Genomic DNA, 12,882 nt, shown 5'->3' on the forward strand with positions numbered 1-12,882 from the left:
GTGTATATCACCTAATGTGAGGTTAGCAGTGGATGAGTAAGAATGACAATTATGAAAGTCCATGATGTGTTACAGGCATAAGAACGGCTAACAGGCTTACAGGAAGCACCTAAGTTCATTCTATAATAGATATAATTCAACGTTGTAAGCTGATAACGTGGAGGACTTACTTTCTATGAAGCGTTGATAAGGAAAGCAATAATGAGAATAGTTATTGTATAACTTAACTTTATATCAGTGAAAGTGGTGGCACAGTACCGATGAAAGGTCTAATCAACCCGAAGGGATAGCCACTAGACTAATGAAGATTCAATTAATCATGCAAGGCAAATCTTTATCGGTTAATAAGGTTCTCGTAAGACTAAAAGAGGTTTACCTCCCATGGGAGGCACCGACTTATTGAAACGGAAGAATTGAGACACGGAAGACGTTACGATTTCAGAAGTGTTGATGACTAAATCGAATTGGATTAGTTGGAACGCCGTATGAGGTGAAAGTCTCATGTACGGTGTGGACGGGGGGAAAAGGGAGCGATAACTTCAAACCCTTACCTATCTGTATGAGTAACTCATTTTCAAAGCAAAGGATATGAATAGTTATAAAAGAGATTCTAAAAAAAGTCTTCAAACGAACGAGGCAGATTTGTTTCATTAAACAAGCAGTGAAAAAAGGCTTCGTTTAAATAACCTTCTATATCATATCTAAATAGATCTACGATCTTATTTTACTTTGGATAATTTGATCCCTAAACTTAAAATAAAAATTCCGATAAACGAAAATATCAAATTATATAAAAGTTGTGATACATCATTAAATAGAAATACTGAAAGTGCAACAATAGTTACGCCAATACCTGAAAAAAAGTCACTTATTTTAATAATGGAAAACACCCCCATCAAAAATATATGACTGTTGATATGCAAAAAGATCTTTGATTTGAAAATCCTCTTATTATTGCAATAAGACCGATTATGTTGATTTCATACATCTTATCTAATCTTCAAGTAACGGAGGTAGTTTAACAGGAAAAAATAATAAAAAGATTTAATTAGAGGAATGTTATAAATAACATATCAGAGAGAAGTTGATTTATATGGTTAATAAAAAGACATTCGCCTTAGCAATGATAATCGTTCCTTGGCTAACTGCTCCATTTATAGGGGAAAAATCATTTTTTAGGTTTTTACCTGTAGCAAGCTTTGTTAATTTATTCCTTAGTGTGTTAAGTATGATTGCTAATAAGAAACAATGGTGGGTAACTAAAAACCCTTTATCTCCCGGTCTTGTAGATTTTACATATATATTAGGTCCTTTTTTTGTAACTACACTTTGGGTATTTAAACTTACATACGGCAATTTTCTGAAATATTTGCTTATAAATATAGCAGTAGATGCTATTTGTGCTTATCCTTTTGCTCAATTATGGGAAAAGGCAGGTGTATTTAAATTTAAAAAGTTGAATCATACTATTTGGTTTTTTATCTGTGTATCATTAGCAATTATTATTTATGGGTATCAGTTTATAGTGGAAAAATCGATTACTAAAAATCAGGACCCGGTTTAAGAAATACTTTAGAGTGATACAACAGTGTTTAGTTTGTAAAAATATACATATAAAGTAGCAGATGGCAGAGTTTAAGATCCAACGGTAAGTTCAGGTGGATCTTTTCTTATTGATCTAACGGATTCAGTTGAAGAAGGATAAAGTTTTAGATATTCCACAAACTAAAGGGAATAACACTTTAAGGGTGAAAGAGAATGATAAAAAAAGAATTGCATGAATGCCTTCAAGATAATATTAGCAATATCAAGAATACGTTTCATCATACATCAGACCTTATCGTAAGAAAAATAAAAACAGGCTTCCCAAATTCTTTTGAGATCAACATTGTCTATTTGGATGGCATTATTGATACAGACCGCATACAAGAATATGTTGTCAAACCATTATTAGAACCTTTCAAAACTTTGGAGTTTAAGGAATCACTTATTGATGAAATAATTGAAAGAATTTTTGAAACGGCTGATGTGAAAACTACGAATCAGTACAAAGGCTTAATAGATGCTATCGTACAAGGAAATACCATTATTTTGATTAATGGATATCAGAAAGGGATTATCATTCCATCCGCAAAGTGGAAGGAAAGAAGCCTTGAAGAATCACAGGGAGAACGGTCACCAAAGGGACCAGTTATTGGGCTAACGGAACAAATGAAAACAAATATTAATTTGATAAGAAGTACGATAAAAACTCCAGATTTATGTGTAGAAGCAATGGAATTTGGAACAATCTCCAAAACAGCTGTTTCAATATTATTTATAGCAGGTACTGTTGATAAAGGAATTTTAATGGAAGTGCGAAAAAGGTTAAAAAGCCTAAAAATAAAGTATTTACTAAATTCAAAAGTTGTGGAATATGTATTGGAAGGAAAACCAAGAACTATTTTTAATTTAGCAAGAACTACAGGACGTATTGATGGAGTAGTATCCTCATTGTATGAAGGCAGAGTAGCAATAATAGTAGATGGTTTTCCTCATGCTATCATTACACCCACACTTTTTATGGATATGTTTCAGGCACCAGATGAATACCACGTAAAAATGGGATGGTTTACAAATCGAATCATAAGAATGATTTGCTTTATCTTAGCTGTATACTCACCTGGTGTATATGTTGCGATAGCAAATTTTCATAAAGATGATTTACCTAACAAAGTTTCAAAAGCAATAATAACTAAAGATGAGTTATTACCAACCTTTTGGGAACTTGCTATTCTTTTATTTTTCATAAGAGTGCTATTAGATGCTTCATTTCGTATTCCTAAAAGTGCAGTGATTTTGCTTTCCTTGATCGGAACAATTGTAGTAGGCGAAACAGCTGTTACGGCAAAACTAATACATCCAGTTAGTCTTATAATAGTAGGTATAACAGCTATTTCTAGTTATCTACTCGCTAACAGAGGAACGCTTGCTGCTGAAAATACTTTAAGACTTCTTTTTTTAATTATTGCTCATTTTTTTGGATTCAACGGATTAATTATCGCTTCAACAATTCTAATCATTTATATGGTAAGCCTTAAATCTTTAGGAGTTCCCTATCTTTCCCCTTTGATTCCGTTTAGGATACAGGAATTGAAAGATACATTCTATAGGGGAGATTTACAGACCCTTATTAATAGCAAACATACATATACTGAGGATAATGATTAGTTTTTTTGATTAAATGCTAAGATTATTAAATCATTTATTCCAATAGTCAACATATTTTAATGTTGGCTTTTTGTTGAAACTTGTATTGGTTCAAAAACTTTTTTCTGTCTGGTCTCTTGTTTAACGAACTGATGCATTACTTCAATAAAGATCCTCAGTGCTCTTTTCTTTATGTTTAGTGCCAATTTGTAGAACAAAGCAGCCCTTTGACATACCATATATCTAATATGTAAGGGCTCAATTTATCGAATTTTTCAATTTTAGTCTTATTAATACGGTTCCCGATAAGTTTTCATTGTTATCCAAGAAAACCGGTTTACGAACTTGGCTTATATACCTTGCAATAAGTCAAATCCATTCAAGGTGTTAATCTATTAATGTCTCGCGGAAAAGCACTTGCTTCACGAACATTCGTTAATCCGAGAAGCTTTGCAGTTAATCGTTCCAATCCAATCGCAAAACCGCCATGAGGGGGAACACCATAGTTAAATAGATCAACATAACTAGAAAAGTTTTCTATTGATAACCCCTTTTCTTTGAAGGAATGAATTAGCATTTCTTTATTATGGATTCTCTGTCCTCCAGAAGTTATTTCAAGCCCTTTGTATAGCAGGTCAAATGAGTTGGTAAGTGCCGGATTTTCACTGCATGGCATTGTGTACATAGGTCGATTTTCTTTAGGATATTTTGTAATAAAAACGAACTCTGATTGGTGATTTTTTTCAATATACTGTCCAATTAATTTTTCTCCTTCGGTATCCAAATCACCTGGAGGGGATTCCTTTTTATATTCTTTTAACAAAATTTCTTGAGCTTCCTTTAAAGTTAGTTTCGGTATATCGGTAAATTGAGTAACTTTCACTTCCAGCAGTTCCAGTTCTTCTTTACATTGCTCTTGAATAAAGGAAAACATATAATTCAATAACTTTATTTCCAACTGCATCAACTCATCCATGTTTTCAATGAAGGCAGTTTCTAGATCCAAAGAAATGTATTCATTCAAATGCCTTGAAGAGTTATGTTCCTCCGCCCTGTAAACTGGGGCAACTTCAAATACTCTTTCTAATCCTGCTGCCATCATACTTTGTTTATAAAATTGAGGTGATTGAGCTAAAAATGCTTCCTTGCCAAAATAGTCCAGATTGAATACATCTGCACCGCCCTCTGCACCTTGTGCAACAATTTTCGGAGTGAATATTTGCGTAAAACCATGATTCCGCAAAAAATCGCTAAATGATTTTACCAATTCTGATTTTATTTTGAAAATGCTTCTGGTTCGATTATTTCTCAAAGATACCATACGGTTATTTAAAATAATTTCTAAACCAGCATTGATTTCTTTTTTGTTTACTTCAAAAGGCAATCTAGCAGAGGGACTTAAAAGATCTATTTCTTTTATAAGAATCTCCATTCTGTTTTTTTGTTTAGAGGTTTCTTGAACAATTCCTTTAATTTGAACCGCTGATTCATTTTCAACCTTGTAACCGGCAAGCTGTTGTTCTAGGACGCACTGAATCTCACCGCTTCGATCTTTTAAAAGAAGGAAACTAATATTTCCTAAATGTCGTACTCTGTGAACCCACCCTTTTAATGTAACCGTTTGTTTCAAATAACTTTTACACTCGCTTATTAAAATTCTCTTTTTACCATCCATGAAGAATCCCTCCTTTAATATTAAAGTTAAAAACAAAAACCGCCCCTATAAAAATAGGGACGGTTTAAAACCGCGGTACCACCCAGATTGTCTTGTGACCACCTTAATCCTGATAACGGCAGGTTCCGTTTATTCCTACTAGCAGTTCAGAATAACACTCACAGGTGTCTTTCCATCATTCTTTAACGCAATCTTTTCAGCTGCCGATTGCTCTCTTTTGTTAAAGTAAATGACTTACTTTTCCTGATCATCGTTTTATAAATATTGTAGATACTATTATATTGATGTTTATTACATTTTCAACCATTTTTTAAAAATTATTCAAAATAGTATATGTTTTGTTTTTCTTTTGGTGTAGGGGTTGTGAGAGATTGTCCTTAAACGAAAAGATCGTTTATCTAAGCTGCAAATGCCATATCTATCATTTATATGTACCAAAACGAATATCTTATGTTGAAACCATATTAAATTCGGAGGAATCAGCATGGGATACTTTGTTACTGTTGAGCCAGGTGTAAATTTATATGTGGAGGATATTAACCCGGGAGGCAGCAAGACGATCGTGTTTATACATGGTTGGCCATTAAGCCATAAACAGTTTGAATATCAGTTTGATGTTCTTCCTGCATTGGGTTACCGCTGCATCGGCATAGACTGGAGGGGGTTTGGTCAGTCGGATAAACCGATGAGCGGCTACACTTTTAACAGATTGGCAGATGATATTCGCACTGTAGTTGGGGCACTTCAATTAGACAATTTTACACTCGCTGGCCACTCTACGGGTGGAGCAATTGCAATTCGATATATGTCTCGATACAATGGTTACGGTGTATCCAAACTTGTCCTTATTGACGCTGCAGCTCCCACAGGCTTTTCAACAGAAACTGCTAATAAACTTCTTAAGGAAACATTAAATGACCGGCCTAAGATGATGCAGGGTGTAACAGACAGTTTCTTCTTTCAGTATGTAACCCGCCCTTTTGCGGACTGGTTTTTTCAAATGGGATTACAGGCTGCGGGATGGTCGACTGCAGCAGTCATTGTTTTATTAAGAGATGAGAAGTTGCATGATGATCTTCCAAAAATAGTTGCCCCCACTTTAATTGTTCATGGCATTCATGACAAAGTTATTCCATTCTCACAAGCTCAGGAACTGCATCAAAAAATAAGAAATTCCCAGCTAGTCCCGTTTCAATATAGTGGTCATGGCCCTTTCTGGGAAGAACGTGACAAGTTTAATCAGCTATTAACACAATTTATATAGTTAATTAAATGACTCAAAAAACAAAGGAAAGGATTGCAGTGTCCTTTTTTGGGTAGTTAAATTTTTGCTCAAATTAGCAGGCTCGATTGATTGTTCGCCTAAAAGACGGCGTTAGCGATGGTAGGATGAAAAGCGCCAACATGATTGGCGCTTAAGCAGATTTATCCATTTCGTTTTATCTATAAGTTGTCATAGTTTGCTCATTGATCTGTTCAGAAATGACATCAGGTACTTCTTGAAGTGAATTTACTGTCAAATAAGCACTGCTATGATCAACGTTCACATCAACAACGTTATATTGCCATTCTGATTCAGCTGGAATATATATTGCATGGATATTCATTTCAAGTGCTGGGACAATATCTGTTCTTAATGAATTTCCAACCATCCAGGTTACTTTAGGGTTGGCTTTAATTGTTTTTAAAATATCCGAGAGAGCTGTCGTATCTTTATGTTCCGAAATAAAAATTCGATGTTCAAAATATGTGGTGAGTTCTAACTGGGCAATTTTTCTGCGTTGATTAGCCTCATCCCCGCCTGTGTGTAAATATAATTCATGTCCCTCTTCTTTTAAACGTTGCAGTGTCTCACTCATAAATGGAATTGGTTCAACAGGAATTTGAAATACTTTAAACCCCAGCTCTCTTAAATAGTGAATTTCATCTTTTTTCTTTACCTTCCCTGTGATGTCGCAAAAATGGTTATAGGTACCAACAAATGACTCGGGAAATCGTTCTGACTTTAGACCATGCTGACTAATTGCAGCAATATCAATTTGAAGTTGTTTCTGCTTTATTTCTTCCTTATTTACGGACTCAAACCATGTGGTCATTAATTCAGCGAACTCATCTATTACCTGGCTAAAATATCTATTGCAGAATGATAAAGTATCATCAAGGTTGAATAAGATGTTTTGTTTCACCATTTTTTACTCCATTCCAAATAATTTATCCTGTCATTATTATCCCGCTTTCGTTCAATTTCTATTACTTGAAGTTTAGCTTAAGCAGTTTGTTGATATAAAGTTTCACATTGGCAGTAGTTGGAATAAGGGGCTTAATTTAGCTTGGATAATCGCAATTCTTCATCAAAGCGAATAGTTCTTTCTCGTAAAGGGGCCAGCCCCAAAATGCTAACAAATTAGCGTAAGGAGGCTGGTATCGGTTATTTAACAAATCTTGTTTAGGTCATCATTTAATTTTCGTGCTTGATGTTTAAAGAAAAGGTAAAAAGCAGTCCAGCTTATGGCATAAACGACAATGGCAATGATAAATAATAACAGAAAATGCTTCAACGTGAATGGGACCCATCCGATCGAAAAGGCTAAGAGGGGATACAGAACCATAATGGTAAGAAAATGAAGAATGGTTTGCTGGTGCAGCTTTAATGTTCTAACTTCAAAGTACATTGGACTTACTGTAAAAAACCAGCCGGAGAATATGCTGCCAAGGGAATTTTTCAAGAATAAGCTTCCATCAATCATTTCAAGATGACCAAAATAGATCAATAGATTGGTGTATAACACCGCGATAAAACCCCCGAAGAAAATACCGATGAAACTACGCAAAATAAATGTTTTCATTCTTCTTACCTCCTATTTAATTTCAATGCTTCCTTTATAGCAGGGACATAGGTACCGAGACACATATTCTTTTGCCCCAGATTTGAAATAAACGCATAGTGTTCCATTGAATGACGCTTCAAAACGGCTCAATTCATATAAGTTGGCAATGACCGATTTAGAAAGGCGGATAAACTTTGATGAAGGGAGCGTAGCCTCAAGCTCATATAACTTCTCTCTTAAACGATATGAATCCGTTTTTGTTACGGCAATGACCTGCTCGTTCTCAGTATGAAAATAATGAATCTCAGAGGGTTTAAGAATATATTGCATGTCTCCCTTTCTGCCGACAAGAAATTCCTTCTTCATCCCATGAATAAAATCAATAAGCTCCTGAACATTGTCATCCAATTCAGGACCCTCAATCATAACCTTCGTTTCCTTAAAAGCGCTATCAATATTTAAAAGTAATTTCAATTTTCAGACACCTCTTTTCATTTAAAGTATAATGGTTCACTCCTTGGATGTCTGCAAATAACGCTCCCTTTTAAGCTCCTCCTTTCGCAGCCTTTCTAATCAGATTGTATGTAAAAGAACCCTTCAGATCCTTGGATTTTCAGTAAGGAGCAGGAATTACAGGGTATATGGTGGAAAATGGATAGTGACTTACATGGCGAGTATGAAGTATGTAGTAAGAGGTGATAAAGATGAATGGGAAAATAAAATGCTTAGGCTGCAGCTTAGCAAATAAAATGGAATCTGTACATGTCATCTACGAGAATGATCTGGTTTGTTGTATCTTAGATCATGACCCCTTTAATGAAGGACATGTTTTAATACTACCTAAACAGCATGCTGAAGATTTGGATGATCTTAATGAGGAAACCGCAAACATGGTCATCCAAACGGCAAGGTTTATTTCTAAAGCTCTAAAGTCACTCTACAAACCTGATGGTATAACCATATGCCAAAACGGAGGAATATTTAGCGAACTAACGCACTTTCACATGCACGTCGTACCACGATATAATCATCAATCGTTTGCTGACTTTTATTTGGAAATGCCATTAAATAATGAAAAAAGCAAAAAGAAATTGCTGGAGACAAGGGAGGAATTAGCAGGAGCGATTAATAAAATCATTGAAGGATCACGGTGATTGAACCAAATTCGATCGGTTCACAAATCGTAGAATATGTAAAACGTACTTTTATTGAACCGTAAAGTTGATAATTGAATCACAGCCGCGCATGGTACCGGTGAAAATAACCGAATTCGGTCAGTGAAGATAGGGCAAACTATCTCCATATTTGGGGGTGGAAAAATTGAAACATATTATAAAAAATTTAGTGTTTATTCTCTTCCTTATTTTCCTTCTTCCGGGAACAATTCATGCCCAAACGACGACAGTTATATCCTATCCATGCAGCCTGGTTCTTTATCCAGTAAAGGATACTTCAAATGCACTAGGGACTGCTTTGATTGCAAAAGTGAAAAAGCCTTTCACCAATACACCGCAAAGTCCTGTCAGAGAACGTCAGAGTGTCGGTATTTATGCAGACTGGCTTCCGTTACCCTCTTCATATGGAGATTACGACCAATATGAAGGATTCGCCCAAGTTCCTGATGTCATCAGCTGGCGATTTAAGCTAGTTCCGGTGAAGGAGGCAGCCCCAAGCTGGTTCGGCGGAACTCCCTGGGTTGGCAAATTTGACGAGATTTCGTTAGAAATTCCTGTGAATACGCGTGTAGAAGTGCGTCTTTCTAATTCGAAAAGAGATAAGTTAGGTCCTGTTGTTTTGCAAAATAGCTTGCAAGGGTGCGGAAAATAGGGAACTTAACTAAGGCTTGCAATTTTTAAGGCATCGTCATAAACTTTTTGGAGACGAGAAAAGGTAGTGAAAAGACGCAACGGCACGCAGAGAAACCATTTGTTAAAAGCTGCAAAATTTAATAGCTTTTCTATTGATCAATGATTGACTATAAAAAAGATGCGTGCTACAAAAAGGTGATCGTTCTTCTATTCACATTTCGCTAATAACGAAGATTACACAAAAAGAATTGAATATGTAAAAAATAGATTGCAACTGATTGTCATTTAGACGTTCTCGAAAATTTATGGTTTAGCCGGTCTTCGTATTGGTTACGGTATTTCATCAACTGAAATTGTTCATTGTATTCATAAAGTTAGAGAGCCTTTTAATGTAAATGCTTTGGCTCAGATCGCTGTAGAAGCAGTATTAAAGGATCGTGACCAAGTAAAAAATCACAAAGGCTGATTGAAGAAGGGTGTCAATGGATATATCGCAATTTGAACAATTAGGTATTTCTTATATTGAAAGTATGAGCAATTTCGTTCTCGGGGAAATTGAAAGTGAAGCGCAATCCGTTTATGAAAAGCTATTGCAGAAGGGGATTATTGTCCGGCAAGGCAACGCCTGGGGATTGCCCAATCATTTACGAATCACTGTAGGAAATGATTCAGAAAATCATGCCCTTCTTTCAGCACTTTCGGATTTGATTGGTTAAGGTGAATGAAAGATGACCAACCTCTCGATCATGAGATTGAGAGGTTAGTTGTTTAACTGCCTAAAAGATTACTTTTTTACAGCATGAAGATAATGAATCGATTCAAAAGCGGTTAAATAATCTGTACGATTTTGAAAAAAATAATCATTAATCACAGCAGGTGATAAGTGTTCATAGATAAGGAGTCCCAAGTCTTCTAACAAATTTTCCAGTTCTGTGTAGGAAAAACAAGATTTCATTGGTTCACCGCTGGCAACGGCCATTTTTATTGTGTTTTCTACCCTGTTAGAGAGGCCTTTTTCGTGAAATAATGTTTCGTCTCCATAATCAAATACAATGGAGCTGCCTGAGGGTACTTTTGTAAATAAGTTCTTTAGTAAGTTTTTCATTTCGTTTTTTGTTAAGTAATAAGTAACACCCAAAAGGCTAAAGAACGTTTTTTGCTTTTTAAATCCCTTGTTAACCAGCTTTTCCTCAGAAAAAGTTTTTGTGAAATCCATCGATACGAAGTGTAAGTTCTTTGGAATTTCAAGTTGTGCATTAGCTAATCGCTTCTTTTTAAAATCCTGTGTTGCTGGATGGTCAACTTCAAGTATTTCTAAACTTCCTCGTAATTCAGGATGGCGAAAACAAAACGTGTCCAGGCCGGCGCCAAGAATAACAAATTGTTTTAGACCAAGCTTGAGTTCGTTTAATACGACCTTTTCACAGTACGCAGCCCGTGCTAAAGGAGTAGGAGAAAACTGAACCTGTGTAATCCATTTTAACATTTCATCATCATCATGAAACCGCTGAGCAAGACCATTAAAGAAAAAGGGTGTTCCTTGAATCAAGTTCTTCCTTATGTCCGCAAATTCTTCCTGGGAAATTAGATCGATTGCAACATGATCATCGAATACTTTTGGTGTGTCATACAGACTGTGATATGCTCGACCAAAAGCTGATAGTAAAGAAGTTATACTAGCTTCATTCTGCTTCATGCTTTACCTCCCGCATAATCGAAAATAAGATTCCCCTGGCCAGGAGAATCTTAGTATAAAACAGAAAAGTTAAACTGTAAATTATAGCATAAATAATTTTTTTGTCAAGCTTCTATCTCTTTTATTAATGGAGACTTATCGTAAACCGCCATCGATTTACCTATTGTTTTTTACTCTTAATAAACAATAAACTTAAAGAAAGTCCGTCATGACATTCTGTATCATTATAAGTAACTGAGTTTCAAAGTTTTTAAGAGTTAATGAAAAAGGAGGAGCTAGCCATGGGCAAAATGGCAAACACACCTGAACCGCCTTATTATGCGGTAATCTTTACTTCAGAGCGAACGGAAGGTGAGAGAGGCTACGGGAGAATGGCAGAAAAAATGGTAGAGCTAGCATCCCAACAAAATGGGTTTTTAGGAGTAGAAAGCGCCCGCGACAATGAATTAGGCATTACCGTTTCATACTGGGATTCTTTAGATGCCATTAAAAAGTGGAAGGAAAATGCAGCTCATAAAGCAGCACAAGAACGCGGGAAAAAAGAATGGTACAAATGCTTTGCATTGCGAGTTTGCAAGGTTGAGAGAGATTCATTTTTTGAGATGTAGGATAAGGGGTATACAAGCATAGTTGATGTGAAGAGATGTTTTTAGAAAATAAGATAAAGATGAGCGAGGAGACGATCTTGTGAAGAGGCTCCTAAATGAAAAAAACTCGCCTGTAAAGCGAGTTTTCATTCAATGACTGAAATCATTTGTTTTCCAGTTCCATTTTAATTTCTTTTCGCTGATACAATCATTGCATCATATCCCTTTTTTTCTAACTCAACTGCCAGCTGGAGTGCATTTTCCTTTTCTGCAAAGGCACCGGTTTGAACCTTGTACAGGACTTTGTCAGAGGGATCTATTGTTTTTTTCTTTAGATTGTAGGTTGTTACTATCCCAGTTACAATAGCTCGGGCACATGTTAATCGGTAGGCGGCTGAACGCAGCAGGCTTGCTTCAGTTTTGTTTGTCATAAATCCGCATTCAACAAGAATCGCTGTCATTTTTGTTTCCTTCAGCACATGGAAATTTGCAGTCTTTACTCCGCGGTCCTTGCGATAAGTGTGCTTCACAAGACAAGCCTGTACATTTTTGGCTAATTGATAGGCGGTCCTAGGTTTGGATAAATAAACATAGGTTTCAATCCCGGCTGCTGATGTCCACTCTCTCCCATTCCAATGTGCGTTGGCATGAATCGAAACAAATAAGTTAACATGTTCCCGATTTGCCTTCGCAGTTCTTTCACTTAGCGGTACATCTCGTCTGTCAGAGTGTGAATAAAGCACAGATACCCCCTCATAAAGTGCTAATTGATCCTTCATTTCCTCCGCAACCGCCCGATTAAATTCATACTCCCGCATCCCATCAACGCTCCTCTTCCCGGGTGTTTCATACCCATGCCCTGCATCAATCATCATTTTCATAGACTTGTCCTCCTTTTAAACGATTTTTCATCTGTAATATAGGGGTTTATTGGTAAAAAAGTAGCGGGTTGGCGGAAAAAAGTGAATAAAATGGGGGTGGTTCTATAAATCCACTAAGCGGTTCGAAAAATAGGGGAAGAGACGCAATTCTGGGGATGCGCGGTTCTAAAAGTAAAATAGGTGGTTCAATCCCCATTCATGGACCACCGCCTCCCCAG

The 12,882-nt window shown here is 36.2% G+C and carries 14 protein-coding genes and 1 other annotated feature; of the genes, 8 read left to right on the forward strand and 6 right to left on the reverse strand.

From position 1 onward, the window contains the following. Positions 1–1,093: 1,093 nt before the first annotated feature. Both WQ54_RS06405 and WQ54_RS06410 read left to right on the forward strand, forming a co-directional pair. Positions 1,094–1,564: a hypothetical protein gene (locus WQ54_RS06405; protein ID WP_046513747.1), complete on the forward strand. Its 471-nt coding sequence runs from the start codon at positions 1,094–1,096 to the stop codon at positions 1,562–1,564. Positions 1,565–1,758: 194 nt separating this feature from the next. After that, positions 1,759–3,210, forward strand: coding sequence for a spore germination protein (locus WQ54_RS06410; RefSeq protein WP_046513750.1), 1,452 nt, complete (start codon positions 1,759–1,761; stop codon positions 3,208–3,210). Positions 3,211–3,568: 358 nt separating this feature from the next. Here WQ54_RS06410 and aspS read toward each other — a convergent pair whose 3' ends face one another. Beyond that, positions 3,569–4,864: an aspartate--tRNA(Asn) ligase gene (aspS, locus tag WQ54_RS06415; RefSeq protein WP_046513754.1), complete on the reverse strand. Its 1,296-nt coding sequence runs from the start codon at positions 4,862–4,864 to the stop codon at positions 3,569–3,571. A 52-nt stretch (positions 4,865–4,916) separates the two neighbouring features. Beyond that, positions 4,917–5,124, reverse strand: a binding site (T-box leader). A 224-nt stretch (positions 5,125–5,348) separates the two neighbouring features. On the opposite strand from aspS, the gene WQ54_RS06420 reads away from it, so the two are divergent. Further along, positions 5,349–6,128, forward strand: a complete 780-nt coding sequence (locus WQ54_RS06420; protein WP_046513757.1) for an alpha/beta fold hydrolase — start codon at positions 5,349–5,351, stop codon at positions 6,126–6,128. A gap of 175 nt (positions 6,129–6,303) precedes the next feature. Here WQ54_RS06420 and WQ54_RS06425 read toward each other — a convergent pair whose 3' ends face one another. From WQ54_RS06425 to WQ54_RS06435, 3 genes are all read right to left on the reverse strand, one after another. After that, positions 6,304–7,053, reverse strand: coding sequence for an HAD family hydrolase (locus WQ54_RS06425; RefSeq protein WP_046513760.1), 750 nt, complete (start codon positions 7,051–7,053; stop codon positions 6,304–6,306). 243 nt (positions 7,054–7,296) lie between these two features. Next, positions 7,297–7,710, reverse strand: a complete 414-nt coding sequence (locus WQ54_RS06430) for a DUF3021 domain-containing protein (protein WP_046513763.1) — start codon at positions 7,708–7,710, stop codon at positions 7,297–7,299. 12 nt (positions 7,711–7,722) lie between these two features. Continuing rightward, a complete protein-coding gene (locus tag WQ54_RS06435) occupies positions 7,723–8,166 on the reverse strand; it encodes a LytTR family DNA-binding domain-containing protein (RefSeq protein ID WP_331435077.1) in 444 nt (147 codons plus the stop codon). A gap of 230 nt (positions 8,167–8,396) precedes the next feature. Here WQ54_RS06435 and WQ54_RS06440 point away from each other — a divergent pair, with 230 nt between their 5' ends. The 4 genes from WQ54_RS06440 to WQ54_RS35215 all read left to right on the forward strand — a co-directional run bounded on the left by WQ54_RS06440 (position 8,397) and on the right by WQ54_RS35215 (position 10,216). Then, positions 8,397–8,846 carry an HIT family protein gene (locus tag WQ54_RS06440; RefSeq protein ID WP_046513766.1) on the forward strand — a complete coding sequence of 150 codons (450 nt, stop codon included), beginning with the start codon at positions 8,397–8,399 and terminating at the stop codon, positions 8,844–8,846. Positions 8,847–9,012: 166 nt separating this feature from the next. After that, entirely contained in the window at positions 9,013–9,519 is a 507-nt protein-coding gene (locus WQ54_RS06445) for a hypothetical protein (protein ID WP_197089557.1), read from the forward strand. A gap of 282 nt (positions 9,520–9,801) precedes the next feature. After that, positions 9,802–9,966: an aminotransferase class I/II-fold pyridoxal phosphate-dependent enzyme gene (locus tag WQ54_RS35590; protein WP_084821868.1), complete on the forward strand. Its 165-nt coding sequence runs from the start codon at positions 9,802–9,804 to the stop codon at positions 9,964–9,966. Positions 9,967–9,982: 16 nt separating this feature from the next. After that, positions 9,983–10,216 (forward strand): aminotransferase class I/II-fold pyridoxal phosphate-dependent enzyme, encoded by a 234-nt coding sequence (locus WQ54_RS35215; RefSeq protein ID WP_052737689.1) that lies wholly within the window; start codon positions 9,983–9,985, stop codon positions 10,214–10,216. Between the two features lie 68 nt (positions 10,217–10,284). On the opposite strand, the gene WQ54_RS06455 is transcribed toward WQ54_RS35215, so the two are convergent. Further along, the gene (locus tag WQ54_RS06455; RefSeq protein WP_046513769.1) at positions 10,285–11,196 is read right to left on the reverse strand and encodes a class I SAM-dependent methyltransferase; all 912 of its coding nucleotides are present in this window, start codon (positions 11,194–11,196) and stop codon (positions 10,285–10,287) included. Between the two features lie 281 nt (positions 11,197–11,477). On the opposite strand from WQ54_RS06455, the gene WQ54_RS06460 reads away from it, so the two are divergent. Beyond that, a complete protein-coding gene (locus WQ54_RS06460; RefSeq protein ID WP_046513772.1) occupies positions 11,478–11,804 on the forward strand; it encodes an antibiotic biosynthesis monooxygenase in 327 nt (108 codons plus the stop codon). 164 nt (positions 11,805–11,968) lie between these two features. Here WQ54_RS06460 and WQ54_RS06465 read toward each other — a convergent pair whose 3' ends face one another. Next, positions 11,969–12,664 carry an N-acetylmuramoyl-L-alanine amidase gene (locus WQ54_RS06465; RefSeq protein WP_046513775.1) on the reverse strand — a complete coding sequence of 232 codons (696 nt, stop codon included), beginning with the start codon at positions 12,662–12,664 and terminating at the stop codon, positions 11,969–11,971. Positions 12,665–12,882 lie beyond the last annotated feature (218 nt).

It is taken from the genome of Bacillus sp. SA1-12 (genome assembly GCF_000981385.1).
Lineage (GTDB): Bacteria > Bacillota > Bacilli > Bacillales > Bacillaceae > Metabacillus.

Bases quoted from the DNA above. Each gene is read 5' to 3' on its own strand.
- WQ54_RS06405 (WP_046513747.1), top strand. From the start codon at position 1,094: ATGGTTAATAAAAAGACATTCGCCTTAGCAATGATAATCGTTCCTTGG.
- WQ54_RS06410 (WP_046513750.1), top strand. From the start codon at position 1,759: ATGATAAAAAAAGAATTGCATGAATGCCTTCAAGATAATATTAGCAAT.
- aspS (WP_046513754.1), bottom strand. From the start codon at position 4,864: ATGGATGGTAAAAAGAGAATTTTAATAAGCGAGTGTAAAAGTTATTTG.
- WQ54_RS06420 (WP_046513757.1), top strand. From the start codon at position 5,349: ATGGGATACTTTGTTACTGTTGAGCCAGGTGTAAATTTATATGTGGAG.
- WQ54_RS06425 (WP_046513760.1), bottom strand. From the start codon at position 7,053: ATGGTGAAACAAAACATCTTATTCAACCTTGATGATACTTTATCATTC.
- WQ54_RS06430 (WP_046513763.1), bottom strand. From the start codon at position 7,710: ATGAAAACATTTATTTTGCGTAGTTTCATCGGTATTTTCTTCGGGGGT.
- WQ54_RS06440 (WP_046513766.1), top strand. From the start codon at position 8,397: ATGAATGGGAAAATAAAATGCTTAGGCTGCAGCTTAGCAAATAAAATG.
- WQ54_RS35215 (WP_052737689.1), top strand. From the start codon at position 9,983: ATGGATATATCGCAATTTGAACAATTAGGTATTTCTTATATTGAAAGT.
- WQ54_RS06455 (WP_046513769.1), bottom strand. From the start codon at position 11,196: ATGAAGCAGAATGAAGCTAGTATAACTTCTTTACTATCAGCTTTTGGT.
- WQ54_RS06460 (WP_046513772.1), top strand. From the start codon at position 11,478: ATGGGCAAAATGGCAAACACACCTGAACCGCCTTATTATGCGGTAATC.
- WQ54_RS06465 (WP_046513775.1), bottom strand. From the start codon at position 12,664: ATGAAAATGATGATTGATGCAGGGCATGGGTATGAAACACCCGGGAAG.